Origin of the sequence: Teichococcus coralli (assembly GCF_009829925.1) — a bacterium.
GTDB classification, from domain to species: domain Bacteria; phylum Pseudomonadota; class Alphaproteobacteria; order Acetobacterales; family Acetobacteraceae; genus Pseudoroseomonas; species Pseudoroseomonas coralli.
The window spans coordinates 18400-43860 of the sequence record NZ_SNVJ01000021.1; the positions used below are offsets into that span (position 1 = coordinate 18400).

General features: G+C 73.5%; 21 protein-coding genes. 12 read left to right on the plus strand and 9 right to left on the minus strand.

The genetic code is table 11. The annotated features are described in order from the left end of the window. Positions 1-499: 499 nt before the first annotated feature. Positions 500-3667, plus strand: a complete 3168-nt coding sequence (locus tag E0493_RS18835; RefSeq protein ID WP_160938806.1) for an Rne/Rng family ribonuclease — start codon at positions 500-502, stop codon at positions 3665-3667. A gap of 49 nt (positions 3668-3716) precedes the next feature. Next, a complete protein-coding gene (locus E0493_RS23825; RefSeq protein WP_160938807.1) occupies positions 3717-4721 on the plus strand; it encodes a bifunctional GNAT family N-acetyltransferase/(deoxy)nucleoside triphosphate pyrophosphohydrolase in 1005 nt (334 codons plus the stop codon). 30 nt (positions 4722-4751) lie between these two features. Here the strand turns inward: E0493_RS23825 and E0493_RS18845 are convergent, their stop codons facing one another. Beyond that, the gene (locus tag E0493_RS18845) at positions 4752-5495 is read right to left on the minus strand and encodes a sulfite exporter TauE/SafE family protein (protein ID WP_160938808.1); all 744 of its coding nucleotides are present in this window, start codon (positions 5493-5495) and stop codon (positions 4752-4754) included. Positions 5496-5644: 149 nt separating this feature from the next. On the opposite strand from E0493_RS18845, the gene E0493_RS18850 reads away from it, so the two are divergent. Next, positions 5645-6409, plus strand: a complete 765-nt coding sequence (locus E0493_RS18850) for a competence/damage-inducible protein A (RefSeq protein WP_160938809.1) — start codon at positions 5645-5647, stop codon at positions 6407-6409. Between the two features lie 278 nt (positions 6410-6687). Here the strand turns inward: E0493_RS18850 and E0493_RS18855 are convergent, their stop codons facing one another. From E0493_RS18855 to E0493_RS18875, 5 genes are all read right to left on the minus strand, one after another. Further along, the gene (locus tag E0493_RS18855) at positions 6688-7587 is read right to left on the minus strand and encodes an NAD(P)-dependent oxidoreductase (protein ID WP_202397217.1); all 900 of its coding nucleotides are present in this window, start codon (positions 7585-7587) and stop codon (positions 6688-6690) included. A 15-nt stretch (positions 7588-7602) separates the two neighbouring features. Further along, positions 7603-8715: an Ldh family oxidoreductase gene (locus E0493_RS18860; protein ID WP_160938810.1), complete on the minus strand. Its 1113-nt coding sequence runs from the start codon at positions 8713-8715 to the stop codon at positions 7603-7605. A 23-nt stretch (positions 8716-8738) separates the two neighbouring features. Further along, positions 8739-9416, minus strand: a complete 678-nt coding sequence (locus E0493_RS18865) for an RraA family protein (protein ID WP_160938811.1) — start codon at positions 9414-9416, stop codon at positions 8739-8741. A 96-nt stretch (positions 9417-9512) separates the two neighbouring features. Continuing rightward, complete coding sequence (locus E0493_RS18870) at positions 9513-10478, minus strand: M14 family metallopeptidase (protein WP_160938812.1); 966 nt, start codon at positions 10476-10478, stop codon at positions 9513-9515. A gap of 147 nt (positions 10479-10625) precedes the next feature. After that, a complete protein-coding gene (locus tag E0493_RS18875; RefSeq protein ID WP_160938869.1) occupies positions 10626-11399 on the minus strand; it encodes a DsbA family protein in 774 nt (257 codons plus the stop codon). 853 nt (positions 11400-12252) lie between these two features. On the opposite strand from E0493_RS18875, the gene E0493_RS18880 reads away from it, so the two are divergent. After that, a complete protein-coding gene (locus tag E0493_RS18880) occupies positions 12253-13758 on the plus strand; it encodes a gamma-glutamyltransferase (RefSeq protein ID WP_160938813.1) in 1506 nt (501 codons plus the stop codon). Between the two features lie 150 nt (positions 13759-13908). Beyond that, positions 13909-15072, plus strand: a complete 1164-nt coding sequence (locus E0493_RS18885) for a pyridoxal phosphate-dependent aminotransferase (RefSeq protein ID WP_160938814.1) — start codon at positions 13909-13911, stop codon at positions 15070-15072. Between the two features lie 404 nt (positions 15073-15476). Here the strand turns inward: E0493_RS18885 and E0493_RS18890 are convergent, their stop codons facing one another. Further along, positions 15477-16103, minus strand: coding sequence for a hypothetical protein (locus E0493_RS18890; protein WP_160938815.1), 627 nt, complete (start codon positions 16101-16103; stop codon positions 15477-15479). 35 nt (positions 16104-16138) lie between these two features. Between E0493_RS18890 and E0493_RS18895 the strand changes: the two genes are divergently transcribed. The 7 genes from E0493_RS18895 (at position 16139) to E0493_RS18925 (ending at position 24413) form a co-directional block, all read left to right on the plus strand. Then, complete coding sequence (locus E0493_RS18895) at positions 16139-16969, plus strand: aldo/keto reductase (RefSeq protein ID WP_160938816.1); 831 nt, start codon at positions 16139-16141, stop codon at positions 16967-16969. A gap of 156 nt (positions 16970-17125) precedes the next feature. Further along, positions 17126-19135 (plus strand): proton-conducting transporter transmembrane domain-containing protein, encoded by a 2010-nt coding sequence (locus E0493_RS18900; RefSeq protein WP_160938817.1) that lies wholly within the window; start codon positions 17126-17128, stop codon positions 19133-19135. Next, positions 19132-20091: a respiratory chain complex I subunit 1 family protein gene (locus E0493_RS18905; RefSeq protein WP_160938818.1), complete on the plus strand. Its 960-nt coding sequence runs from the start codon at positions 19132-19134 to the stop codon at positions 20089-20091. Before E0493_RS18900 ends, E0493_RS18905 begins: the two co-directional genes overlap by 4 nt. Positions 20092-20103: 12 nt before the next feature. Beyond that, on the plus strand, positions 20104-20787 hold the full coding sequence (locus E0493_RS18910) for a hydrogenase-4 component E (RefSeq protein WP_160938819.1): 684 nt from the start codon (positions 20104-20106) through the stop codon (positions 20785-20787). Then, positions 20784-22271 (plus strand): proton-conducting transporter transmembrane domain-containing protein, encoded by a 1488-nt coding sequence (locus tag E0493_RS18915; protein ID WP_160938820.1) that lies wholly within the window; start codon positions 20784-20786, stop codon positions 22269-22271. The genes E0493_RS18910 and E0493_RS18915 overlap by 4 nt, the downstream gene beginning before the upstream one ends. After that, positions 22268-23770, plus strand: coding sequence for a hydrogenase large subunit (locus E0493_RS18920; RefSeq protein WP_160938821.1), 1503 nt, complete (start codon positions 22268-22270; stop codon positions 23768-23770). The genes E0493_RS18915 and E0493_RS18920 overlap by 4 nt, the downstream gene beginning before the upstream one ends. A 94-nt stretch (positions 23771-23864) precedes the next feature. Further along, the gene (locus E0493_RS18925; protein ID WP_160938822.1) at positions 23865-24413 is read left to right on the plus strand and encodes an NADH-quinone oxidoreductase subunit B family protein; all 549 of its coding nucleotides are present in this window, start codon (positions 23865-23867) and stop codon (positions 24411-24413) included. Positions 24414-24653: 240 nt separating this feature from the next. Here E0493_RS18925 and E0493_RS18930 read toward each other — a convergent pair whose 3' ends face one another. After that, positions 24654-24884, minus strand: a complete 231-nt coding sequence (locus E0493_RS18930; RefSeq protein WP_160938823.1) for a hypothetical protein — start codon at positions 24882-24884, stop codon at positions 24654-24656. 135 nt (positions 24885-25019) lie between these two features. Beyond that, entirely contained in the window at positions 25020-25445 is a 426-nt protein-coding gene (locus E0493_RS18935; RefSeq protein WP_160938824.1) for a DUF1489 family protein, read from the minus strand. Between the last annotated feature and the right edge of the window lie 16 nt (positions 25446-25461).

Here is a 25461-nt window from a genome sequence, read left to right on the forward strand (position 1 = left end):
ACTTGCCCCGGCGGCGAACGTTGCCGGTGGAGGTTCCGGGCGCGGCCGCCCGGCCTTGTGCTGGCCTTTCCGCTGCGCGGTGGGCTGGGCTCCGGCGCGGCCCGAAGGACTTGGCAAGGGATCGCCCCCGTTGACCCGGGGTGCCTATTCCCGCTTCGCCAGGGCCGTGCAGCCCGCTCCATCGGTGCGGAGACCATGGCGCGGAAGGGTGGCCCCGGCCTTATCGCCGGCCATTCCAGCCCGCGCCTGCCGCTGGCCCGTTCGTGTCCGATGGAGGTCGCACCGCGATGCCAGAGGCGCGCTTCCGGGGCCTGCGCGCGGCGCGCTCAACAAGGGCCCCCCTTCGGGGCGTGGCCCGCCGAGACGAGAGGTCGGAACCAGAGCCGCATGGCACACTGCACGCCAAGCCGCCTGTGCGCGACCCCGCTGCCTCGGGCCTGCCCACTTATTGCCGCCGCCGGCAGCGCGATCGCGCCGGTGGCCCGGAGCATTCCGATACATGACCAAGCGCATGCTGATCGATGCATCCCACGCCGAAGAAACACGGGTGGTGGTGCTGGACGGCAACCGGATCGATGAATTCGACATCGAGTCCGAGAACAAGCGGCCGCTGAAGGGCAACATCTACCTGGCCAAGGTGGTCCGGGTGGAGCCCAGCCTGCAGGCCGCCTTTGTCGAATACGGCGGCAACCGCCACGGCTTTCTCGCCTTCAGCGAGATCCATCCCGACTACTACCAGATCCCCGTCGCCGACCGCGAGCGGCTGCTGGCCATGCAGGCCCAGGAAGCCGCCGAGGACGAGGATGACGAGGATGAGGTGAGCGACGCCGAGGCGGAGGCCGTCGCCGCCGCCATCGAACAGGTCGCCGACGCCGACCTCGCCGGTTCCGGGAGCGTCCAGGCCGCGCCGGCTTCCAGCTTCAGCGAATCCTACGAGCCCGAGCACCCGCGCGAGATCGAGCCGGGCCAGGTGAAGCCGCGCTCGCAGCCGATGGCGATGCGCGGCGAGACCCGCTCCGCCTCGCCGGAGGAGCTGGAGGCCGCCGCGCCGCAGGACGGCGTGCAGATCGAGGAGGAGGGCCCGGCCCCCGAGACGCTGGGCGGGCGCGACAAGGACGAGGCCGAGGAGGTGCGCGGCGAGCGCCGCATCCCGCCGCGCTTCCTGCGCCACTACAAGATCCAGGAGGTGATCCGCCGGCGGCAGATCATGCTGGTGCAGGTCGTCAAGGAGGAGCGCGGCAACAAGGGCGCGGCGCTGACCACCTATATCAGCCTCGCCGGCCGCTTCTCCGTGCTGATGCCGAACTCGCCGCGCGCCGGCGGCATCTCGCGCAAGATCACCTCGGTCGCCGACCGCAAGCGCCTGCGTGAGGTGATCCAGGAGCTCGGCATGCCGCGCGGCATGAGCCTGATTGTCCGCACCGCGGGCGCCGGCCGGCCGAAGCCCGAGATCCTGCGCGACTGCGAGTACCTGCTGCGCCTGTGGGACGACATCCGCGAGCGCACGCTGGAGTCGGTGGCGCCGGCGCTGATCTACCAGGAAGCCGACCTCATCAAGCGCTCGATCCGCGACCTCTTCGGCCGCGACATCGAGGACATCCAGATCGAGGGCGATGGCGCCTACCGCCAGGCGCGCGACTTCATGCGGATGCTGATGCCGCAGAACGAGCGCAAGATCCGGCTCTACCGCGATGGCGGCGTGCCGCTCTTCGCCCGTCACGGCGTCGAGGCGCAGCTCGACGCGATGATGTCGCCGATCGTGCAGCTCCGCTCCGGCGGCTACATCGTCATCAACCAGACCGAGGCGCTGGTCGCCATCGACGTGAACTCGGGCCGCAACACGCGCGACCGGCACATCGAGGACACCGCGCTGCGCACCAACATGGAGGCGGCGGAGGAGATCGCCCGGCAGCTGCGGCTGCGCGACCTCGCCGGCCTCATCGTCATCGACTTCATCGACATGGAGTCGTCGCGCAACGACGCGCAGGTGGAGCGCCGGCTGAAGGAGGCGCTGAAGAACGACCGCGCCCGCATTCAGGTCGGCCGCATCAGCCATTTCGGCCTGCTGGAAATGAGCCGCCAGCGGCTGCGCCCCTCCGTCACCGAGCATTCCTTCATCACCTGCGCGCATTGCCAGGGCCTCGGCATCGTCCGCAGCCCGGAAAGCTCGGCGCTGCAGGTGCTGCGGCAGATTGAGGAGGAGGGCGCCAAGCGCCGGGCCTCGGAGATCTGCGTGCGCATCGCGCCGGAGATCGCCATTCACCTGCTGAACCGCCGCCGCGACCGGCTCTCCGAGATCGAGGCGCGCTACGGCATGGCGGTGCTGTTCGAGCCGGACGCGCAGCTGCACGGCCCGGCCATCCAGATCGAGCGCACGCGCGCGCCGATCGCCGCCGAGCCGGTCGCGGCCGCGCCGGCCGCGCTGCGCATGGACTACGCGCCGGAGGCCGAGCCCGAGCCGGTGGTCGCGGTGCCCGAGGCACCGGCCGCCGAGCCGGCCGAGGTCAGTGGCGAGGCTCCCGCAGGCCAGGGCGAGGAGGAGCGCGGCAACGGCAATGGCGAGCGCCGCCGCCGCCGCCGCCGCCGCCGCCGTGGTGGCCGCCGCGAGGAGATGACCGGTGCGCCGGGCGCCGAGGGCGCCGAGGCGGATACCGGCGAGGCCGAGGAGGAAGGCGAGGAGGAGGAGGCCGAGGCCACCGCGTCCGCCGCCGCCGAGCCGGAGCGCGCGCCCGAGGCCGTGCCGGAGGGCGAGGAGGACCGGCGCCTGCCGCGCCGCCGTGGCCGCCGCGGCGGCCGCCGCCGGATTGGCGAGGGGACGGAGCAGCCGCGCCCGACCTATGCCGGCCCGACGCCAGCCGACCCCTTCGCCGGCACGCTGGACGACATCTTCGACGCCATGGCGGCGGCGGAGGAGGCGGCCCAGCATGGCGCGGCCGCCAGGCCGCCCGCCCTGCCGCCGGTGGAGGCCGAGGTGGCGGCGGTCGCGCCCGTGACAACCGAGGCGCCGCCGGTGACCGAGCCTGGGCCGGCGGTCGAGCCGCAGCCCGCGGCTGCCCCGAGGGAAGCGGAGCCGGCGCCTGAGGCCGCCTCCGCGGCCGCAGTGGCGCCGGAGCAGGCGGTGACCGGGACGGTCGCCGCGGCCGAGGCCGCGGTGGCGGAGGAGGTGGCGCCGGCCAAGCCGCGCCGCACCCGCCGCGCCAAGGCCGCCGCCGCCGAGGTTCCGCCGGAGGCACCGGCAGCCGAGGCACCGGCAGCCGAGGCGCCGGTGACGGAGGAGGTGGCGCCGGCCAAGCCGCGCCGCACCCGCCGCGCCAAGGCCGCCGCCGAGGTTCCGGCGGAGGCGCCGGTGGCCGAAGCCGCGGTGGCGGAGGAGGCGGTGCCGGCCAAGCCGCGCCGCCCCCGCCGCGCCAAGGCCGCCTCCGCCGAGGTTCCGCCGGAGGCACCGGCAGCCGAGGCACCGGCAGCCGAGGCACCGGCAGCCGAGGCACCGGCAGCCGAGGCTGCGTCCCCGGCCGCCGAGCAGCCGACCGCGCCCGCTGCCGAACCGGCCGGAACGGCGCCGGAGGCCGCATCCGCGGAGCAGCCGCAGGCCACGCCGCCCGTGCAGCCGGTGCTGGTGGAAGCCGCACCGGGCGCCCCGCGGAAGCGTGGCTGGTGGAAGCGCTGAAGCCCGCGGCCCCGTGGCGCAGCGCGCCACGGGGTCCGGACCTCCCCGCATGACGGCCGATTTCGCGCCTCTCCGAACCGAGCGCCTGACGCTCCGCCTGCTGCAGCCCGAGGACGCCCCGGACCTGCACCGGCTCATCAACGACTGGGACGTGGTGCGCTGGCTCAGCCGCGTTCCTTTCCCCTATCCGCGCGAGCTGGCGGATGAGTGGATCGCCTCCACCCACCGTCAGCTCGCGGAAGGCGCCGCCTGGCACCTGGCCATTGTCGGCCAGGACGGCGATACCGAGGTGCTGGTCGGCTGCGTCGGCCTCACCCGGCAGCCGGAGACCCGCCGGGCGGAGCTGGGCTACTGGGTGGGCCGCCGCTTCTGGGGTTTCGGCGTCGCCGCCGAGGCCGCCGGGCGGCTGGCCCGCTGGGGGCTGGCCCATCTCGATCTGGACCGCATCTTCGCGCATGTGCTGGAGGAGAATGCCCGCTCCGCCGCCGTGCTGCGGCGCATCGGGCTCGCGGAGAGCGGGCGGGGCGAGGCGCAGTTCCTCGCGCGGAGCGCCAAGCTGCCGGTGCTGCTGTTCGAGGGCGGCCGCGAGGACCTGACGGCCCCTGTGCCGCTGCCCGAGCCGCCCCTCCTGGCCGAGCCGGCGCCGCCCGACTCCAAGCCGATGATGCTGGTCGCCGCCTGCGCGCTGATCGACGCCGATGGCCGCGTGCTGCTTGCCCGCCGGCCGGAGGGCAAGCCGATGGCGGGCCTCTGGGAGTTCCCGGGCGGCAAGCTCGACCCTGGCGAGACGCCGGAGGAGGCCCTGATCCGCGAGCTCAGGGAGGAACTCGGCATTGACGTCTCGGCGGCCTGCCTGGCGCCCTTCACCTTCGCCAGCCATGACGCCGGGCGCTTCCACCTGCTGATGCCGCTCTACCTGTGCCGCCGTTGGGAAGGCAGCGTCACCGCGCGGGAAGGACAGGCGCTGGCATGGGTGCGGCCGAACAAGCTGGCGGACTACGCCATGCCGCCCGCCGACAAGCCGCTGGTGGCGCTGCTGCGCGACCTGCTCTGACTATTGGGGGAGGGGCGGCGCCCCTCTCCCTCAGGCCCGCAGCAACCGCCAGATGGCGAGCCCGGCCTGGAAGGAGACCACCAGCGCCACCAGTCCGAGGACCGCGCGCTGCGGCATGATGCGCAGCAGATAACCCGCCAGCGGCGCCGCCAGCGCCCCGCCCAGGATCAGCCCCAGCACCACCCGGCCAAGCTGGCTGATGTCCAGGTGCAGCAGCAGCGTCGCCGAGATCGCCACGGTGACAAAGAATTCGGCGCAGTTCACCGAGCCGATCGCCCGGCGTGGGTCGGAACCACTGGCCAGCAGGGTGGAAGTGACGATCGGCCCCCAGCCTCCGCCTCCCACCGCGTCCAGGAAGCCGCCGCTGGCACCGAGCGGCACCAGCGGCGGCTGTCCGGTCAGCTGGAAGTGGCCGAGGGCTCGCCCGAGGATCAGCAGCGCCATGCAGACGAGGTAGGCCGCGACGAAGCCGCGGATGGCGTGCTCCGGCAGGCCGACCAGCAGGAAGGCGCCGGTCACGCCGCCCAGCACGCCCGCCACGGCCAGCGGCAGGAACAGCCGCTTCTCCACGTTGCGGTGGTAGAGGTGCGAAAGGCCGGAAAGGCCCGTTGTCACCATCTCGGCCGTATGGACGGCGGCGCTGGCGACCGCCGGCGGCAGGCCAAAGGCCAACAGGCTGGAGGAGCAGATGAGGCCGAAGGCCATGCCAAGCGCACCATCCACCAGTTGCGCCAGGAATCCGACGGCGGCGAAATACAGGAGGTCCGATCCCATGGCGGCTCCGCAGCGGGCCAGGATGCGACTCCAGCACGCGCGCGCCCTGAAAAGATAGGCAAATCGGCGCCGCCGCGCGCACCCTTCCCGGCGGCGCGACGGGGGACGATGATGCGCCAGGCCGCTCTGGCCGGACGAGGAGCCTGCCTGTGACGAATCCCACCGCCTGCCTGCTCATCATCGGCAACGAGGTGCTCTCGGGCCGCACCCAGGACGCCAACCTGAAGTTCCTGGCGACGCGGCTCGGCGAGATCGGCATCCCGCTGCGCGAGGTGCGCGTCATCCCCGACGTGCGGGAAACCATCATCGCCACCGTCAACGAGGTGCGGGCGAAGTTTGACCACGTCTTCACCACGGGCGGCATCGGCCCCACGCATGACGACATCACCGCCGAATGCATCGCCGCCGCCTTCGGCGTGCCCTGGGAGCCGAATCCCGAGGCCTGGGAGCGTCTGGCCGCCCACTACGCGCGCCAGAACCCGCCCGGCGACTTCAACACGGCCCGGCAGCGCATGGCCACCATGCCGCGCGGCGCCACGCTGATCGACAATCCCGTCTCCATCGCGCCGGGATTCATCATCGGCAACGTGCACGTCATGGCCGGCGTGCCGCGCATCATGCAGGCAATGTTCGAGGGGCTGGCGCCGAAGCTGAAGGGCGGCGCGCCGGTGATCTCGCGCGCGCTGCACGCCAACGGGCTGATGGAGGGCCAGCTTGCCGAAGGGCTCGGGCGCATTCAGGCGGAGTTCCCGGAGATCGACATCGGCTCCTACCCCTACTACCGGCCGACCGGCAACGGCGTGGCGCTGGTCGCCAAGGGCGTGGACGCGGCGCGGGTGGAGCAGGCGACCGCGGCCATCGGCGCCTTCATGGCGTCGTTGGGCTTTCCGCCGGTCGAAGGCGAGCCAGGGTGAGAGAAAGGTCGTGGGAAGGAATTCCCCCGAACCTCCATCTTTTTTCTGTCAGGCTTTGGCTCCGCCTGAGGCGAAGGCACCGGCTGATGATCCCTGCAGAGACGGTCGCCGGGGCTGCTCCAGCCCCGGCGCGAACCCACACCATCCGCGCAACAGACTGTTAAAAAAAAAGAAGAGGGGGCCTGGGGGAGAATTCATTCTCCTCCAGCCTTGCCCGCGATCCTTCCCGTGGGCGGATCGGAGGAGAGTCCCTCATTCTCCCCCGGCTTCCGCCTGTTTCACGTGAGTCCCGAAAGCTCCGCCACCAGCTCGCCCAGCGCGGAGGAATCCTTCCCGCCGCGCCCGCTGTTGACCAGCGCCTCCAGCATCTGCGCCGCCATGGCCGTGCCGGGCGCGAAGACGCCGTGGTCCCGCACGGCGCCGAGGGCCAGGCGCATGTCCTTGCGCATCAGCTCGGCGCGGAAGCCGGGCTGGGTGGCGCCCTCGATGTGGCGCCTGGCATGCGCCTCCAGCACCGCCGAGCGGGCGGAGCCGCCGAGCAGCGCCTGCCGCATCGCCTCGGGGTCGAGCCCCGCCTTGCGGCCAAGCGCCAGCGCCTCGAACACCACCTGCATCGTGCCGCTGATGATGAGCTGGTTGGCCGACTTGCAGACCTGCCCCGCGCCGGCCGGGCCGAGATGCGTGACGCTGCGCCCGACCGCGGCGAAAACGGCCTGCGCGGCCTCGAAGGCCTCCGCCTCGCCGCCGACCATGCAGGTGAGGGTGCCGTCCCGCGCGCCGGCCGGGCCGCCGGAGACGGGGCTGTCCAGCAGGAAGGCGCAGCGCTCCTCCCGCAGCCGGCGGGCGAAGCCGGCGGTGGCGCTGGCGGCGATGCTGGAGAAGTCCACCACCACCATGCCGGGCGCGAGCGCCTCCGCGACGCCGCCGGGGCCGAACAGCACGGCTTCCACGTCCGGCGTGTCGGGCAGGCAGAGGGCGATGGCGGCCGCGCCGCGCGTGGCCTCGGCGGGCGTGGCGGCCCAGGTGGCGCCCGCCTCCTCCAGCGCCGCCGCCTTGCCGCGGCTGCGGTTGTGCACGGCGAGTCCGAAGCCGGCGCGCCCCAGGTTGGCGGCCATGGATGCGCCCATCACGCCGAGGCCGATGAAGGCGAGGCGGGCGGGGGGAGTGATCGGCGGCATTCGCGTGTTTCCCTTTCAGCCCGCGTGCCCGGCGCCCGGCATGTCTTCCAGCACGTATTCGGCGCCGCAGCGGGCGCAGATGTCGCGCACATGCCGCACCAGGCTCTCCGGCACCGGGATGCCCCCGGCGCTACGCGCGGCGTGCTCCATCCGCTCGGGGTCGCCGGGGATCAGCACCGGCTGGTCCGGGCGGGCGGGCGGGGTCTGCCGCAGCGTGCCGAGCAACTCGCCGAGGTCCTGGTGGAATTCGGCGGGCGGGCGGAAGGCGGCGGGGTCGATGGCCAGGAAGAAATGGCCGATATTGTCCGGTGCGCCGGGTGGCGCGGTGCGGTTGCGCAGGAAAGGGAAGGCGCCGCCCGTCAGCGTGCCGGCCAGGATCTGCACCATGACGCCGAGGCCGTAGCCCTTGTGCCCGCCGGTCTCGACGGCGCCGCCGAGCGGCGTCAGCCCGCCTTCCGCCCGCTTGTGGAGGTAGGCCATGGCCTCGGCGGCGTCGGTGACGGGGCGGCCCTCGCCATCCACCACCCAGCCCGCCGGCATCGGCTTGCCGTTGAGGTCGTAGACCTTGACCTTGTTGGCGGCGACGGTGGTGCTCGACATGTCCAGCACGAAGGCCGGCTCGCCCTCCGCGTCCGGCGCCGCGAGCGCGATCGGGTTGGTGCCGAGGATCGGCACCGCGCCGCGCGCCGGCACCGCCGTGATGCTCCGCGCGGTGGTCATCACCATGCCCAGCAGGCCGCGCCGCGCGGCGATGCGGGCGTAGTGCCCGGCGGCGCCGAAATGGTGCGAGTTGAACACGCCGACGGCGCCGATGCCGGCGGCGAGCGCCTTCTCCACCGCCAGCGCCATCGCCATGGCGGCGACGGGATGGCCGAGCCCTGCGCCGCCATCCACCAGCGCCGTGCAGGCGTTCTGCCGCACCACGCGCGGGCGGGCCTGGAGGTTGAGCTGGCCGCCGTCGCGCAGCTTCTCGTACATCATCAGCATCGAGAGCCCGTGCGAGTCGATGCCCATGAGGTCGGTCTGCACCATGGCCTCGGCCGTGGTGGCGACCAAGTCCGGGTCCATGCCCCAGGCCAGCAGGATGCCGGTGATCTGCCGGCGGACGCTTTCGGCGGCGGCGCGCATGGCGGCTTCCCTGTCCGCCGCCGTCAGCGCACCACCGTGCAGCCCTTGGCGGCCAGCGTCTCCTCGACCCAGGCGCGGTCCCAGCCGGCGCCGCGGATGGCGGCGGTGGTGGCCGCCTCTTTGGCGGCATGCGCCTCGGCCGCGACGATGACGGTTTCGGCGGCCGCGAGCGGTACCACCACCACCCCGTCCTCGTCCGCCACGATCAGGTCGCCCGGGCTGACCACGAGGCCACCGCAGGCGAGCGGATGTCCGATCTCGCCGGGGCCGTCCTTGTAGGGGCCGGCCGGCGTGGCGCCGCGCGCCCAGACGCCGAGCTGCATTGCCGCCAGTTCCCTGATGTCGCGCACCGCGCCGTCGATCACCAGCGCGGCGATGCCGCGGGCGGCGGCGTGGCTGCACATCAGGTCGCCGGCGACGGCGATGGACAGGTCGCCGCCGCCGTCGCAGACCACCACGTCGCCCGGCTGCGCCAGGTCGATCGCACGGTGCAGCATCAGGTTGTCGCCGGGGCGGACGCGCACGGTCAGCGCCGGGCCGGCCACGCTGCGCCGCCCGCCATAGGGCTGGAAGCCGCCGCGCATGGCCTGCATGCGGTTCATGACGTCGCCGATATTGGCGGCCGGCAGCTTCGCGGCGCGCTCCGCCAATGCCGGTGCGACGCGGTCCTGCCGTTCGGCGATGCGTGATCCGATGGTCATTCCTGTCCGCTCCCCCGTGGCACCGTTCCAGTGCCGTGGCGATCAGGCTGCCCCATATGTCAACTGTCTGCAATTACCGCCGGCAGGAGGGACGGGTCAGATCTCGTCGGGCGCCAGGAAGCGGGCCAGCCGCACGGCGGTGTGGCCGCGCATGGTGCGCGGGCTCGGCATCACCAGCAGGCAATCGTCGTGCGGCGTGCGGATCTCGGCCTCGCCATCCAGCGCCAGCAGCGTGTTGCGCCCGGGAACCACGGCGCCGCCGCGAAAGGGCTGCACGAAGGCGAAGGCATGCGTGCGCGCCACCACCGTGCGCGTCACCTGCGCGACGCGGGGGGGCCAGGTGGCGCGCGCGGGCGGCAGGTCCAGGCAGCCGCTCTCGCGCAGCAGGGCGGTGGCGCAGCCTTCCAGCGTTTCCAGCGTCGCCGGCGCCCAGTGCTGGCCGCCTTCCACCAGCAGCGCCGTCCGCTGCCCCGCGGGATCGGCGAAGGCGGGGCGATCGATCAGCCGCAGCCCGGTGCTGTGCCCCTCGTCCGCCACCACCAGCGGCGGAATGCCGAGTTTCGCCCCGAGCCGCAGGGCGCGGCGCGGCGTGCCGGTGATGATCAGCGGGTCGGAGGGCCAGAGCATGCTGTGCAGGTCGAGCAGCAGGTCGGCGCTGTCGAACAGCGGGCAAAGTTCGCGCGCCCGGTCCAGCTCGCGGCTGCGGCGGTGGCCTTGCAGCACGCGGTCGCTCCAGACGCGGTTCATGTCCTCGTCGAGGAAGCGGCTGAGCGTCGGATCGGCGGGGTTGAAGCGGGCGAAAGCGGCGGGGTTGGCGAAGACCATCGTCAGCCGGCCGCGCGCCGGCCGCAGCCCCTGCTCCAGCCAGCGCGCGAGCAGCAGCGCGCCGGCGAACTCGTTGCCATGCATCAGGCTGACCAGCACGACATGCGGGCCGGGCGCGGCGGCGGTGAAACTCCAGGCCCCTTCCAGCAGGTTGCCGCGCAGCCAGGGCCGCAGGTCCGGCACCGGAAGCTGCACCGGGAAGTGCGGCAGGAAGTCCGGCGCCGCTGCCTCACTCACGTCTGGACTCCCCCGCAACCAGGCCGCGATGCATGGCCCGCCCCCGGAGGCGCATCTCCCTGCGCCGCCACGGCCATCTCCCCGCTTGTCTCCCGGAAACACTCTATACGCGGGGGCGGGATGGGCAACCGCACGGCGGCGCGAGCGTCAGCCGGGCTTTCCCGCCTGCCGCGCCCCGGCCACGAGCTGGCGCAACGTCGCCAGGTCCACCGCCCCCGGCACCAGCTTGCCGCCGACGATCAGCGCCGGCGTGCCCTCGATCCCGAGGGCCTGGGCCAGCGCCACATGGTCCTGCAGGCGGGCCTTCAACGCCGGGTCCTGCATGTCGCGCTGCAGGCGGGGCCAGTCGAGCCCGGCGCGCTGCGCCTCCGCCTGCAACGCCGCCTCGGTCGGCTCGCCGCGCAGCCGCATCAGCGCATCCTGCAGGGCCGCGTACTTGCCCTGCCGCTGCGCCGCCAGCAGGGCGCGGCTGGCGAGCACGCTGTTGGGGCCGAGGATCGGCAGGTCCTTCATGACCACCCGCACCTGCGGGTCCTCGCGTAGCAGCGCCTCCATCGTGGGGTGCAGCGCCTTGCAGTAGCCGCAGCGGACGTCGAAGAACTCGACGATGGTGACGTTGCCGCGCGGGTTGCCCTTCACCGGATCGGCCGGGTCGCGCAGCAGCTTCTCCTCGTGCGCGGCGATGGCGGCGCGCTGGCCGGCGCTGCGGTCGTCCTGCTCCGCCTGCTGCAGCGCCACCAGCGCGTCGCGCAGGATGGAGGGGTCCTTGCGCAGCGCCTCCCGCAGGATACCCACCACCTCCTCCCGCTGCTGCGGGGAGAGTGCCTGCGGGGAGAGCGCTTGCGCGGCGAGCGGCGGCGCCGTGCCGAGCAGCAGGGCGGCGCCGAGGGCGAGCCGCGTCGCCTTGAACCGGGTTCGCATCACGTCGTCTTCGTCTCCGTCGTTGGGCCCGTTCGGCTTCGCGCCGTTCCGGCATCGGGTTTCCCGGCCGCACCGCCTCGCGCGGATGCGGCGCCCGCGGCGCGGCCGGGCCTTCTCCGCCCGGGCCGTCCCCGCGCCGCGTCCGACGGATGCGAGGCGAAGCCGGCCTCGCGGTCAAGCGCCAAGCTGGCCTCCCGCTGCCGCGGGCAATAGAGCAGATCCCGTTCCGACGGCATCGTCGGGACGGGTGAAGATTCTCATCAAAACAAACGGCCTGAGCATTTCCCGTGAGCCAGAGCGAACGGAAAATGCTCTAGCGTGGGCGTGCCGAACTCCACCATCACATGCGCATGTGCCGGCGATGCGCTCCTGAACAAAGGTCATCCGGCCCCGCGGGCGGCTCAGCGGTTGCTCCGACCCCCGCTCCGGCCATTGCCGGAGGGGAAGGTGGGGGAGGGTGGCCCGGCACGCCGCCGCCTCCGCGGCATGGCGGGCCGCATCGGCTCCAAGCTCCGTGCCAGATGGCCGCCGGCCATGGGACCGCTCTCCTGTGCCGGGCACGCCCGCCGGGTCCGCCGCCGAATCAGCCCGCCGGATCAGGCCCGTATGGATGAAGAGTCGGTTGCCGGTGGTGACGAAGGCGTTTATGGCCCGGTTCTGGATCAGCGTAATGCGCACCCCCCTGTTCCGCGCCCCTGGATCCATCCTGGCGGCGCGGAGCGGAGGGTGCGGGAAGTCGCGGGTCATGCTTTCCGTCTCGGCGCCCCCGATCACCGGGACGCCGCAGCCGCCCTGGTTCCCTCGCCGGCCCCGCACGGCCCGGACGAGCAGCAACGGAGTGAAGAACGCCAGCATGAGCAGCAGCGCGCGGAACAGGGCCGACAGGCTTCGCATGGCCGGCGGCCTAGCCCGGGGCGGGCGGAAGCGGCCATCATCCTGGCCTGCTTTGCTGGCGGCCGGCTTTTTCGGCCTTTCCGGCTGCGGCACCGTCGGCAGCGCGGTGAACAGCGTGGTGGGCAGCAACGCGCCGCCCGAGGGGCAGCAGGGCCATGTGCGTGGCTTCCTCGGCGGCGTGGTGGCGGATGAACCGCGCGCCGCGCTGGTCGGCCGCGAGGTGCTCTCCGCCGGCGGCACGGCGGTGGACGCGGCCGTGGCGGCCGGCTTCGCCATGGCGGTGACGCTGCCTTCCCGCACGGGGCTTGGCGGCGGCGGCGCCTGCCTGGTCTTCAACCGTGAGCGCGGCAGCACCGAGGCGGTGCTTTTTCCTGCCACCGCTCCCTCTCCGGCCGGGCCGGTGGGCGACCGGCCGGCGGCGGTGCCGATGCTGGCGCGCGGCCTCTTCGCCCTGCACACGCGCCTGCCGGGCCGCCCCTTCAACGAGCTGATGGCGCCCGCCGAGCAACTGGCCCGCTTCGGCGCCACCACCTCCCGCGCCCTGGCGCAGGACCTCGCGGCGGTGGCCGGGCCGCTGCTGGCCGATCCGCCGGCACGCGCCGTCTTCACCGGTCCCAACGGCCAGCCGCTGGCCGAGGGCGAGCAGCTTGTGCAGCCCGATCTCGGCGGCGCGCTTTCCGCGCTCCGCGTCGCCGGCGTGGGCGATCTCTACCAGGGCGCCATGGCGCGCCGCCTCGTGGAGCTTTCGGCCCGGGCCGGCGGCCCGTTGACGCTGGAGGACCTGCGCCCGGCCGTGCCCGTGGTGGCGAAGCCGCTGGAGATGCGGGTGGGCTCCGACCTGCTCGCCTTTCTGCCGCTGCCGGCCGATGGCGGGCTGGCCGGCGCCGCCGCCTTCCAGGCCCTGCAATCCGGCGCCGGCGTGGACGCGGCCTCGCAGCGCGGCCTTGCCGTCTCGCGCACCTGGCGCGAGCGCGGCGGAGAGGCCGCCAGCCTGCTCGCCAACCCGCCGCCGCTGGACGGGCCGGTGCCGGCCCTGCCGGCTTCGGCGAGCCTTGTCACGCTGGACAAGGACGGCAACGCCGCTTCCTGCGCCTTCACGCTGAACAACCTGTTCGGCACCGGGCGCGTGGTGCCGCAGCTTGGCTTCGTCATGGCCGCCGCGCCCAACCGCGGCCGCGTGGAGCCGCCGCTGCTCGCCGCCGCCCTCGCCTACAACGCCAACCTGCGCGCCTTCCGCTATGCCGGGGCCGCCACCGGGCAGGGCGCGGCGCCGATCGCGCTGGCACTGCCGGCGGCGCGGGCGTTGCTGAACGGCTCCCCGGTCGCTGAGGCGGTGGCTGCCGTCCCCGCGCCGGGAAGCGCCAACGCCATCAGCTGCCCGCGCTACCTGCCGGGCAGTGAAAGCCGTTGCACCGCCGCCGCCGACCCTCGCGGCTTCGGGCTGGCGCTGATCGGCGGACAGTAAAAAAAGTCCGGGGGAAGGAATTCCCCCGGGCCCCCGTCTTTTTTCTCCGAGTTCCCCGTGCTGGTGGAACGCGCAGCGCCAAACTGACAAAAAAAGAAGGGGGTTCGGGGGAATTCATCCCCCCGACCTTGCCTTTCCGGGACGATCCCCATGCTCAAGACCGGCCGAGGCGCCGAGGCGCCGCCCTTCCTGGTGATGGACGTCATCGCCGCCGCCAATGCCACCGCGCTGAGCCTGCCGCCCGGCGCGCCCGGCGTGCTGCGCATGGAGGTGGGCCAGCCCTCCACCGGCGCGCCGCGCGGTGCGGCCGAGGCGGCGGTCCGCGCCCTCCAGGCCGGCGCGCCGATGGGCTACACGGAGGCTTTCGGCCTGCGCTCCCTGCGCGAGCGCATCGCCCGCCATTCCGGGGAGAAATACGGCACCGCCGTCGCGGCGGAGCGGGTGGCGGTGACGGTGGGGGCCTCCGGGGCCTTTCCGCTCGCCTTCCTCGCGGCCTTCGACCCGGGCGACCGCGTCGCCATGGCGGCGCCCTACTACCCGCCCTATGCGAACATCCTGACCGCCCTCGGCATGGTGCCGCAGCAGCTGCCCTGCGACGCCACGACGCGGTTCCAGCCGACCATCGCCATGCTGGAGGCGCTGGACCCGCGGCCGGACGGGCTGATCGTCGCCTCGCCCTGCAACCCGGCCGGCACCATGCTTTCACCGGAGGAGCTGGCGGCGATCGCCCGCTGGTGCCACGAGCATGGGGTGCGGCTGATCTCCGACGAGATCTATCACGGCCTCTCCTACGGGATGCCGGAAAGCACCGCCGCCGCCTTCAGCCCGAGCGCCGTGGTGGTCAACAGCTTCAGCAAGTATTTTTCGATGACAGGCTGGCGCATCGGCTGGCTGGTGCTGCCGGAGGACCTGGTCCGGCCGGTGGAGTGCCTGGCGCAGAACATGTTCATCAGCGCGCCGCACGTTTCCCAGGTGGCGGCGGAGGCCGCCTTCGACTGCACGGCGGAGCTGGAGGCCAACAAGGCCGCCTATCGCCGCAACCGCGACGCGCTGCTGGCCGGCCTGCCCGCCGCCGGCCTCGACCGGCTCGCCGAGGCGGACGGCGCCTTCTACCTCTGGGCCGATGTCAGCCACCTGACCAACGACAGCGTGGATTTCGCCGCGCGCATGTTGGCCGAGGCCGGCATCGCCGCCACGCCGGGCGTTGACTTCGACCCCGCCCGCGGCCGGCGCTTCATGCGCTTCTCCTATTGCGGCGCGGAGGCGGCGATGGCCGAGGCGCCGGAGCGGCTCCGCCGCTGGCTGCGGCGCTGACGCGCCAGGGAAAGGCGCCGCGGCGGCTGCCGGTGGTCCGCCGCCGCCGATTGGCGGCGGCGCGACGCGGCTGCCGGAACTCCCCCAGGACTGGCCGCGCCGGACCGGTGGCACCATCGGCCCGCCGCTGATCCCGCGCTGCGCCCGGTGCGGGGGCGGGAGCCCGCAACCCTTGACCTGTCCGTTTGTTCACCCCGCGGGGCGGTGACCGGCCGCCCCGCGCCAGTTGGGGAGACGCATCATGATGACCATGGGCAGCGGCGGCCCACAGCGCCTGCCGGGCTTCCTCACGCGCCGGCACTTCCTGCGGCATTCGAGCGGCGGCATGATGGCGGCAGGGGCGATGACCACCACGCGCACAACAAGGCCACCCGGTTCCGAAGCCGCGGAACGGCAGGCGCGCGCTACTGCGGCGAAAAGAAGAAGCGTTGCAGGCGCTGGATCATCTCGCGAAGGTTGAAGGCGGGCGGCGGGGTTTCGGCCTGCTCGGGCGGCACCTCGGCGCGGAAGGCGGTGAGCGCCGCCGCAGTCTGCGAAAGCGCCAGCTCGCGCGGCGGGGACTCGGTCGTGGCGCTGCCGAAGCCGAGAACGCGCACCAGCACCTGTTCGGCCTTGGGCAGTTCCTCCGCGGCGCGGGCGGCATCCTCCGGGCGTGGCGCGCAGACCACCGACCTGCCCTCCAGCCCGCAGGGCATCTCGAACAGCGGGTTGGGCGGGAAGCGGAGCTGCGCCGTGCCGGCCAGCGCCAGCAATCCGCGCAGCGCGCCTTCCAGGTTGAGGTCACGCGCCGTCACCACCGGCACCAGCAGGCCTCGCCGTGGCGCGACCTCCAGCGCCAGGGCGGGCATGTGCTCCGTGGCAGGCTCCACCGGCTGCGCATGGGTCATGCGGCAGGTGGACTGGTCCGTCATGGGGTCGGCGGCGCAGTTCAGGATCCAGGGGCCGAACTGGTCGGGTGCCGCCTGCGCCGGCACGGCGGCCAGCAGCGCGAGGGCGGCGATCGTCGGCAGGGTGGTGGCGGTTGTGCGCATGGGGCGCAAGATAAGAAGGGCATCGGGAGCTTGCCATGAACACTGTCACCTTTCCGGATGAAACCAGCGTTCCCGCGCTCGGCCAGGGCACCTGGAAGATGGGCGAGCGAGGCTCCGACCGGGCCGCCGAGGCCCGCACGCTGCGACTCGGCCTCGATCTCGGCCTGACCCTGATCGACACGGCGGAGATGTATGCCGAGGGGGGCGCCGAGGAGGTGGTGGCCGAGGCGATCGCGGGCCGGCGGGACGAGGTCTTCCTCGTCACCAAGGCCTATCCGCAGAACGCCTCCCGCAGCCGGCTGCCGGAGGCCTGCGAGCGCAGCCTGAAGCGGCTGCGAACGGATGTGATCGACCTCTACCTGCTGCACTGGCGCGGCAGCGTGCCGCTGGCCGAAACGGTGGAGGCGATGGAGAAACTGGTCCGTGACGGCAAGATCCGCCGCTGGGGCGTCTCCAACCTCGACGTGTCGGACCTGGAGGAGCTTGGCTCCACCCTTTCCGGCTGCGCCACCGATCAGGTGCTCTACAACCTCGAAGCGCGTGGCGTGGAATTCGACCTGCTGCCTTTCGCGGCCAGGCTGAAGATGCCGGTCATGGCCTATTCCCCGGTGGGGCAGGGCGGCGACCTGTTGCGGCACCCGGCGCTGAAGCGGATCGCGGCGCGGCAGGGCATCTCGCCCGCGCAGGTGGCGCTGGCCTGGACGCTCCGCGGAGGCGGGGTGATCAGCATCCCCAAGGCGTCCGACGAGGCGCATCTGCGCGAGAATGCCGACGTCTGGAAGGTGGTGCTGACGCCGGAGGACCTCGCCGAGTTCGACTCCGCCTTTCCGCCGCCCAAGCGCAAGCAGCCGCTGGAGATGCTCTAGGCCGGGCGCGAGGATGAGCATCCGGCGGAGGCGGCGCTTCCGGCCTCGCTGCGCCGCAACCGCCGCCGGAACCGCGACGGGGCGTGGCCGGAACGCCGCTGACAGGATTGCGCCTTCCGGCCCGGCAGGGCTCTGCCTATCCTGCGCACCGTGACCGTGGCACTCGCCTTCCTCCTGCTCGGCCTCCTGCTGCTGGCGCCGCTCGGTGCGCTGGCCGGGAGGGGCGCACGGCTCGTGCATGGGGGCGGGATCGCCGCCTCGGCCGGCTTCGCGCTGCTGGCGGTCGCGGAACTCGCGCTCGGCGGCGGCGGCGTGCTGCTGCTTCCCGTGGGTCCGCCCTGGGCGCCGCTCACCCTGGCGCTGGACGGGCTTTCCGCCTGGTTCCTGCTGCTGCTCGGCCTGGTGGGCGTCGCCTGCGGCCTCTATGCCTGGGTGCACGAGGCCGCCGCGTCCCCGCGCCGGCTGGTGCCCTATCCGCTGTTCCTCGCCGGCATGGCGCTGACGCTGCTGGCCGCCGACGGCTTCACCCTGCTGCTCGGCTTCGAGGCCATGTCGCTTGCTTCCTGGGCGCTGCTCGCGGCTCGGCGGGGCGAGGCGGAGCGCGCGGCGGCGCGGCTCTATCTCGGCTTCGCGCTGTTTGGGGCCGCTTGCCTGATCCCGGCCGTGGGGCTGCTGGCGGGCCTCACCGGGGACCTCTCCTTCGCCGGCATGCGCGCCGCCCCGCCACAGGGCTGGGTGGCGGCCATGGTGATGGTGCTGGTGCTGCTCGGCGCCGGCTCCAAGGCGGGGCTGGTGCCGCTGCATGGCTGGCTGCCCGTCGCGCATCCTGTGGCGCCCAGCCATGTCTCGGCGCTGATGTCGGGCGCCATGACCAAGGTGGCGCTCTACGTGATCGCCCGGCTGGCGCTGGACCTTGGCGGGCCGGCCCAGCCGCTCGGCTGGGGCGTGCCGCTGCTGGTGCTGGGCGCGGCCTCCGCCCTGCTCGGCGCCCTGCGCGCGACGCAGGAAACCGACAGCAAGACGCTGCTGGCCTGCTCCACCATTGAGAACATCGGCGTCGTCGCCATGGCTTTCGGCCTTTCCGCAATGCTGCGCGCGGCCGATCTCGGGCCGCTCGCCGCGCTGGCGGCGGGGGCGGCGCTGCTGCACGCGCTGGGCCATGCGCTGTTCAAGACTCTGCTCTTTCTGGCCGCGGGCGAGGTGCAGCATGGCGCCGGCGCGCGCCATCTGGACCGGCTGGGCGGCCTGATCCACGCCATGCCTGTGGTGGCGGCCTGCGCCCTGGCCGGCGCCGCCGCGGCCGCCGCGCTGCCGCCGCTGGCGGGCTTTGCCGGCGAGTGGCTGCTGCTGCAGGCGCTGCTCTCCGCCTGGCGGGTGGGGGCGCTCGGCCTGCAGGTGCTGGTGGCCGCCTGCACGGCGGTGGCGGCGCTGTCCGCCGCGCTGGGGGCCGTGGCGATGCTGCGCCTCTGGGGCCTCACCTTTCTCGGCCGCCCGCGCACGCCCCGTACCCTGGGCGCGCAGGATGCCCATCCGGTCAGCCGCGCCGCCCTGATGGGGCTGGCCGGGCTGGTGGCGGTGGTCGGCCTGCTGCCGGGCGCGCTCCTGGCGCTCGGCGCGCCCGCCGTGGCGCGGATCAGCGGGCATGACGGCGTCGCCGAGGCCTCGCTTTGGCTGGTCGGCCCCTCGGCCTCCGGCTCGGGCTACCGGCCGCTGGCGCTGGCCGTCGTGCTGGCGCTGCTGCTGTTCGGGCTGGTGGCGCTGGTGCGGCACCTGTCGCCAGGCCCGGCGGCGCGCGGCCCGGTGTGGGATGGCGGCTTCATCGCCCCGCCGGCGCATCTGCCCTTCGGCGACCCTGCCACCCAGGCCAGCGCCGCGGGCTTCGCCCAGCCGCTGCGCCGAATGCTGGGCACCCCGCTGCTGGCGGCGCGCGAGGCCGTGCGGCGCCCGCCGCCCGGCAGCACGGAGGCGGCGCAACTGGAAAGCGGCTTCCACGATCCCGTGCTGCCGGCGCTGCTCCGCCCGTTGCTGCGGCTGCGGGATGCGCTGGCCATCGCGGCGGAGCGGCTGCGCGACCTGACCATCCGCCAGTTCCTTGGCCTCAGCTTCAGCACGCTGGTCGCGCTGCTGGCGCTGCTGGCCTGGCTTGGCGCGGGGGTGGCGCAGTGACGCTGCTGCCCTCTCTCCTCGCCCAGCTCCTGCACCTGGCGCTGATGCTGGCCGTCGGGCCCTTGCTGGTGGGGCTGGTGCGCTGGCTGAAGGCGCGGCTGATGGGCCGGCAGGGGGCGAATCCCCTCCAGCCCTGGCGCGACCTGCTGAAGCTGCTGCGCAAGCAGCCGCTGCTGGCGGAGAACGCTTCGGTGGTCTCGCTGGCCGCGCCCTACGCCGCCCTGGGCGCCACGGCGGCGGCGGCGGCGCTGGTGCCGGGCTTCACGCATGGCATGCTGCTGGCGCCGATGGCGGACCTGATCCTGATCGCCGGGCTGCTGGCGCTGGCGCGCTTCGCCCTGGCGCTGGCGGCGATGGATGTCGGCACCGCCTTCGGCGACCTCGGCGCGGCGCGCGAGATGAGCTTCGCCGCCTTCACCGAGCCGGCCTTCATGCTGGCCGTGCTGGCCTTCGCCATGCTCGCCGGCACCACCAACCTGGACGCCGTCGGCAGCCTGCTGCAGGAGGGGATGGTGGGGCTGCGCGTCACCCTCGGCCTGGCGTCGCTGGCGCTGCTGGCGGTGGCGCTGGCCGAGAACGGCCGCCTGCCGGTGGACAACCCCGCCACCCATCTGGAGCTGACCATGGTGCATGAGGCGATGTTGCTGGAATCCTCCGGCCGGCAACTCGCGCTGTGGGAAATGCAGGGCGCGCTGCGGCTGGCCTTGTGGCTGAGCCTGCTGGCCGCGCTGTTCCTTCCCTTCGGCACTGCGCCGGCCGATGCGGGCCCGCTGGCCTGGCTGTTCGGCCTGCTGGCCTGGGCGATCAAGCTCGGCCTGCTGGCGGTGGCGCTGGCCATCCTCGAGAGCGTCATCGCCAAGATGCGTGTCTTCCGGGTCCCCGAGTTCCTCGGCGCGGCGCTGCTGCTGGCGCTGCTGGGGGCGGTGTTCCTTTTCCTCTCCACCGGCCTGGCCTGAGGGGCGCGCGGCATGGGCTTCGGGCAGCTTTCCTATGACGTGGCGCACCTGCTGGCCGGAACCGTGCTGCTGCTTTCCTTTCTGCTGCTCTACCAGCGGCGCATCAGCGCGGTGATCAGCACCTTTGCCGCCCAGGGCGCGGCGCTGGCGCTGGCCGTGGCCTGGCAGGGCTGGGCGCAGGGCGCGCCGGGGCTCTACGTGACGGCTCTCGTCGCCGCTACCGCCAAGGCGGTGCTGATCCCGTTGGCGCTGCGCGCGCTGGTGCGCCGCTTCGGCCTGCACCGCAGCGTTGAGCCCGCGCTCGGCATCGGGGCCGGCTTGATCGTCGGCGTGGGGCTGGTGGCGCTGGCCATCCTCGTGGTGCTGCCCGCCACCACCGGCGCCGGGGCCCTGGCGCGGGAGGACCTGGCGATGGCCCTTTCCGTCGTGCTGCTGGGCATGCTGATGATGATCACCCGGCGGCAGGCGATCAGCCAGGTGATTGGCCTGCTGAGCCTGGAGAACGGGTTGGTGCTGGCCGCCGCCGGGGTGCGGGGGCTGCCGCTGGTGGTGGAGCTCTCGACCGCCGCGCTTGTGCTGGTGCTGGCGGGGATGGCGGGCTTCTTCGCCTTCCACCTGCGTGCCAGCTTCGCCAGCCTGGACCTTTCCCTGCTGCACCGCCACCGCGGCGAGCGCGCCGAGGCGGAGCGCCCATGAGCGCCTGGATGCCGCCGGACCTCGCCCTGCCCCTGCTGCTGGTGGCGCTGCCCTTCCTGGGCGGCGCGGCGCTGGCGGCCATTCCCTCGCTGCGGCTTGCGGCGCTGCTGAACATTGCTCTGGCGCTGGCCGGCTTCCTGCTGGCCCTCGGCCTGCTGGCGCTGCCACGAGGCCAGGGCGAGGCCGCGTGGCTGCTGCACCTCGACGCGCTGAACCTGCCGCTGCTGCTGCTCGGCGCCCTTGTCGGGCTGACCACCGCCTGCTTCTCCGCCGCCACGGTGGGCGGTGAGGGGTTCAGCCCGCGCGCCGGGCGTGCCTACCACGCGGCCTTCCAGGTCTTCCTTGGCGCCAACCACCTGGCGCTGCTGGCCGACAATCTCGGGCTGATGTGGGTGGCGATCGAGCTCGCCACCTTCGCCACCGTGCTGATGGTGGCCTTGCACCGCACGCCGGCGGCGCTGGAGGCGGCCTGGAAGTTCCTGATCCTTTGCGGCGTCGGCATCGCCCTGGCCTTGTTCGGCACCATCGTGCTGGCCATGGCGGCGCTGCCCTTCGCCGGTGATGGCGGGGCGGCGCTCTCCTTCTCCATGCTGATGCGGGTGGGGCGCGAGGCCGATCCCGGACTGCTGACCCTGGCCTTCATCTTCCTGCTGGTCGGCTACGGCACCAAGGCGGGATTGGTGCCGCTGCATTCCTGGCTGCCCGATGCCCATGCCGAGGGACCCATGGCGATCTCCGCCGTGCTCTCCGGCCTGCTGCTGAACGCGGCGCTGCATGCGGTGCTGCGCGCCAAGGCGGTGGTGGCGCTGAACCCGGGCCTGCTGCCGCCGGGCGCCCTCATGATGGCCATGGGCCTCGCCTCGCTGCTGCTGGCCGCCCTTTCGCTGTGGCGGCGGCGGGATGCGCGGCGCTTTTTCGCCTGGAGCAGCATCGAGCACATCGGCCTCGCGGCCTTCGCCTTCGGCCTGGGCGGGCCGGCGGCGCTGGCGGGGATGCTTCACCTGCTCGGCCATTCCCTGGTGAAGAGCGCCATCTTTTTCGGCCTGGGACGGGCGACGGTGCTGCGCGGCAGCCAGCAGCTTGCCGCGCTGGGTGGGCTGGTGGCGACCCATCCGCGGCTCGGCTGGTCCCTGGTGCTGGCCATGCTGGCCATCGCGGGGCTGCCGCCCTTTTCCATTTTCGCCAGCGAGTTCCTGCTGATGCAGCAGACGGTGGCGCGGATGCCCTGGCTGGCGCTGCCGCTCGGCCTTGGCCTGCTGCTCGCCGCGCTGGCGACGGTGCAGGCGATGCAGGCCATTGGCCTCGGGCCGCCGCCGGCCGCGGTGACGCTTCGCGCGGTGCCTTCCCTGCTCGGTCCGCGGCTGGATGCCTGGGCGGCGCTGGCACCGCTGCACCTGCACCTGCTGCTCGCCCTGCTGCTCGGCCTGGCGCTGCCGGCGCCGCTGCTGAGGATGCTGCTGGACGCCGCGAGGATCGCCGGATGAGCGGCCCCGCCACCCGCCTGATCCTTTCCGGCACGGCGCGCACGCCGTTCCGCCGCGAGCTGGAGCCGGCCGCCTGGGCCGGGCTGCCGGGGGCGCTGCGCCAGCAGCCCGACCTGGAGCTGCTGGCGCTCTGGGCGGAGATCGGCGCCGTGCATGCCGCCTTCCGTCCGTCCGGCGGCGGCTCGCTGCTGCTCGCCAGCACGGCGGCGGAGGGCAACTACCCCGCGCTCTCGCCTGCCCGCCCGGCGGCCTCCTGGTTCGAGCGCGCCATCGCCGACCTCTGGGGCCTGCGCGCCGAAGGCGGGGTGGACGGGCGGCCCTGGCTGGACCATGGCCGCTGGGGCTTCGCGGCGCCGCTTTCCGCCCGGCCTCTCGCGCAGGCCAGCGAGCCGCCGCAGCCGGAGTTCCTGCCCGCCGAAGGGGAGGGGGTGCACCAGATCCCGGTCGGGCCGATCCATGCCGGGATCATCGAGCCCGGGCATTTCCGCCTCCATGTGCAGGGCGAGGCCATTGTCCGGCTGGAGGCGCGTCTGGGCTACGCGCACAAGGGCACGCTGGGGCTGATGCGTGGCCGGTCGCCGCGCTCGGCGGCCCGGCTGGCGGCCCGGCTTTCCGGCGATTCCACGGTGGCGCATGCCTGGGCCTTCGCTCAGGCGGCGGAAGCGGCGCTCGGCGTCGCGGTGCCGCCACGCGCGGCGCTGCTGCGCGGGCTGATGGCGGAGCTGGAGCGGATCGGCAACCACCTGAGCGACTGGGGCTCCCTTTGCAACGACGCCGCCTTCGCCTGGCCGCATGCCCGTTGCGGGGCGCTGCGCGAGGGGGTGCTGCGCGCCAGTGAGGCGGCTTTCGGCCATCGGCTGCTGATGGACCGCGTGGTGCCGGGCGGCGTCTCGATCGACATCGCGCCTTCGGGCGTGGCGGCGATCCGCGAGGCGCTGGCGCTGGTCGCGGCCGAGATGCCGGCGCTGCGGCGTGTCACGGAAGACCATGCCAGCCTGCAGGACCGGCTGGCCGGTACCGGCGTGCTGCGCCCGGACTGGGCCGCGGCCTTCGCGGCGGGAGGCTTCGTCGGCCGCGCCTCGGGGCGCGACTTCGACGCCCGGCGGGACCTTCCCTACGCGCCCTATGATGCGCTGCCTTTCACGGTGCCCGTGCTGCAGGCGGGCGATGTGGAGGCGCGGCTGAGCATCCGGCTGGAGGAGCTGGCGCAGAGCCTGGCGCTTGTCGCCGCGCTGCTGGAGCGGCTGGAGCCAGGCGACACGCTGGTTTCGCTGCCGGTGCGGAGCGGCGAGGGGCTGGGCGTGGTGGAGGGCTTCCGCGGCGAGGTGCTGTGCTGGATGGCGCTGGGCGAGGACGGGCTGATCCGCAGCGCCTTTCTGCGCGACCCTTCCTGGCTGCAATGGCCGCTGCTGGAGGTGGCGGTGGAGGGCAACATCGTTGCCGACTTCCCGCTCTGCAACAAGTCGTTCAACTGCTCCTACAGCGGGGTGGACCTGTGACGCCGCCGCCGCGCCGCGCACCGGCGGAAGGACGACGGGGCTCCGGGGGAATCCCCTGCCGCGGCCTTTCCCCTTTTCCCGCGAGGGCGCTCCGATGCTTTGGCCGAGCCTGATCCGCAGCCTGTTCCGCCGCCCGCTGAGCGAGCCGGCGCCGTCCCCCGCAGAGGCCACGGTCACCGCCCTGGCGGAGCGCCTGGAAGCCGCCGCGCAAGTTCGGCTGGGGCGCAGCCTGGCCATCCGGCACGTCGATTCCGGTTCCTGCAACGGCTGCGAGCTGGAGGTGAACGCGCTGTCCGGCGTGGTCTATGACCTGGAGCGGTTCGGGCTGCGCTTCGTCGCCTCGCCGCGCCATGCCGACGTGCTGCTGGTCACCGGCCCCGCCTGCCACAACATGGCGGAGGCGATGCAGCGGGCCTTCCTCTGCACGCCGGACCCGAAATGGGTGGTGGCGGTGGGTGACTGCGCGCTGGATGGCGGGGTGTTCCGCGACAGCTATGCCGTGGCGGGCGGCGTGGACCGCGTGCTGCCGGTGGACCTGGTGATCCCGGGTTGCCCGCCCAGCCCGGCGATGCTGCTGGAAGGTCTGCTCTCGCTGCTCGCCGTGCAGGAGGAGGCGGGCGAAGACGAGGTGCCGGGCAACTGAACAGGAAGCGGGCCGGCAGGATCTTCCTGCCGGCCCGCAACGCCGCGCTGCCGCGGGAAACCCTCCGGGAGCCGGCGGACCGGGCGGTGCCTCACCGGGGAAGAGGCGGCCGCCCAGTATCCCCCGGTGTGGCGCCTTAGAGCAGATCCCGTTCCGATGGCATCATCGGGACGGGTGAAGATGCTCGTCAAAACAAACGGCTAGAGCGTTTCCCGTGAGCCAGTGCGAACGGAAAATGCTCTAGCCGACCGGACGGTGGGTGCGGCGGGCGCGGGCGGCGTGCCGCGAAGGGGTCTTGTGCTTCACGGCCGCATGGCGGCGGTGGTGCGACGTGTGCGCCGCCGCGTGCTGCGCCGAGCGGGCGCTCCTGTGCTGCGGGGTCGCAGCCTCGGCGGTGCCGGAAAGGCCGGCAAGGGCGAGCGGCGCGGCCAGCGCGAAGGCGGCGAGCAGAAAGCGGAACGACCGGAGCATGTGTGCGGATTTCCTGATGCGGGGAGCCGTGATCTCGTGGCCCCTCATCGCCAGCATGCCGGACGGCACCTCTCGGCTGCATGAGCCGTGCCTGAAATCGCCGTTAGCTTTGGCCTGGCCGGAGGGGGCGGGACCTCAGAGCAGCGCCAGCAGCTGCAGTTCGCGCCGCAGCTCGGGCGGCAGGGCGGCGATGCCGGAGGCATCCTCGGAGGGCGCGGCAAGGTCGGGCGGGGCGGTCTCCGCCTGCAGGTAGCGCCAGCCCTGAAAGGGCTTCATCGGCCGCGCGGCGACGGCGATCAGCTCCGGATGCAGCACCAGCGCGGCATGGGGGGCGCCATCCGAGGCCTGCTCGGCGCGGATGTCGAGGATGCGCTGGCGGACGCAGACGAAGCCGGCGACCACCCAGTACAGCGAGCCGCCCTCAAGCACCTCCTCGGCCCGCTTCGGGGCCATGCGGGTGAGGTGCCGGAGCGGCGGGTCGAGCCGGGCGCGGCGCTCCTGGCCGGTGCGAAGGGTGGCCACGTCGCGCGGGCCGACGCAGAGCTTGATGAGGTGCAGCACGGCCAGAGATGTACGC

What these genes read in the sequence shown, in the direction of transcription:
- E0493_RS18835 (WP_160938806.1), top strand. Translation starts at nt 500, where the DNA reads ATGACCAAGCGCATGCTGATCGATGCATCCCACGCCGAAGAAACACGG.
- E0493_RS23825 (WP_160938807.1), top strand. Translation starts at nt 3,717, where the DNA reads ATGACGGCCGATTTCGCGCCTCTCCGAACCGAGCGCCTGACGCTCCGC.
- E0493_RS18845 (WP_160938808.1), bottom strand. Translation starts at nt 5,495, where the DNA reads ATGGGATCGGACCTCCTGTATTTCGCCGCCGTCGGATTCCTGGCGCAA.
- E0493_RS18855 (WP_202397217.1), bottom strand. Translation starts at nt 7,587, where the DNA reads ATGCCGCCGATCACTCCCCCCGCCCGCCTCGCCTTCATCGGCCTCGGC.
- E0493_RS18860 (WP_160938810.1), bottom strand. Translation starts at nt 8,715, where the DNA reads ATGCGCGCCGCCGCCGAAAGCGTCCGCCGGCAGATCACCGGCATCCTG.
- E0493_RS18865 (WP_160938811.1), bottom strand. Translation starts at nt 9,416, where the DNA reads ATGACCATCGGATCACGCATCGCCGAACGGCAGGACCGCGTCGCACCG.
- E0493_RS18875 (WP_160938869.1), bottom strand. Translation starts at nt 11,399, where the DNA reads ATGCGAACCCGGTTCAAGGCGACGCGGCTCGCCCTCGGCGCCGCCCTG.
- E0493_RS18880 (WP_160938813.1), top strand. Translation starts at nt 12,253, where the DNA reads ATGAGCAGCAGCGCGCGGAACAGGGCCGACAGGCTTCGCATGGCCGGC.
- E0493_RS18885 (WP_160938814.1), top strand. Translation starts at nt 13,909, where the DNA reads ATGCTCAAGACCGGCCGAGGCGCCGAGGCGCCGCCCTTCCTGGTGATG.
- E0493_RS18890 (WP_160938815.1), bottom strand. Translation starts at nt 16,103, where the DNA reads ATGCGCACAACCGCCACCACCCTGCCGACGATCGCCGCCCTCGCGCTG.
- E0493_RS18895 (WP_160938816.1), top strand. Translation starts at nt 16,139, where the DNA reads ATGAACACTGTCACCTTTCCGGATGAAACCAGCGTTCCCGCGCTCGGC.
- E0493_RS18910 (WP_160938819.1), top strand. Translation starts at nt 20,104, where the DNA reads ATGGGCTTCGGGCAGCTTTCCTATGACGTGGCGCACCTGCTGGCCGGA.
- E0493_RS18915 (WP_160938820.1), top strand. Translation starts at nt 20,784, where the DNA reads ATGAGCGCCTGGATGCCGCCGGACCTCGCCCTGCCCCTGCTGCTGGTG.
- E0493_RS18920 (WP_160938821.1), top strand. Translation starts at nt 22,268, where the DNA reads ATGAGCGGCCCCGCCACCCGCCTGATCCTTTCCGGCACGGCGCGCACG.
- E0493_RS18925 (WP_160938822.1), top strand. Translation starts at nt 23,865, where the DNA reads ATGCTTTGGCCGAGCCTGATCCGCAGCCTGTTCCGCCGCCCGCTGAGC.
- E0493_RS18930 (WP_160938823.1), bottom strand. Translation starts at nt 24,884, where the DNA reads ATGCTCCGGTCGTTCCGCTTTCTGCTCGCCGCCTTCGCGCTGGCCGCG.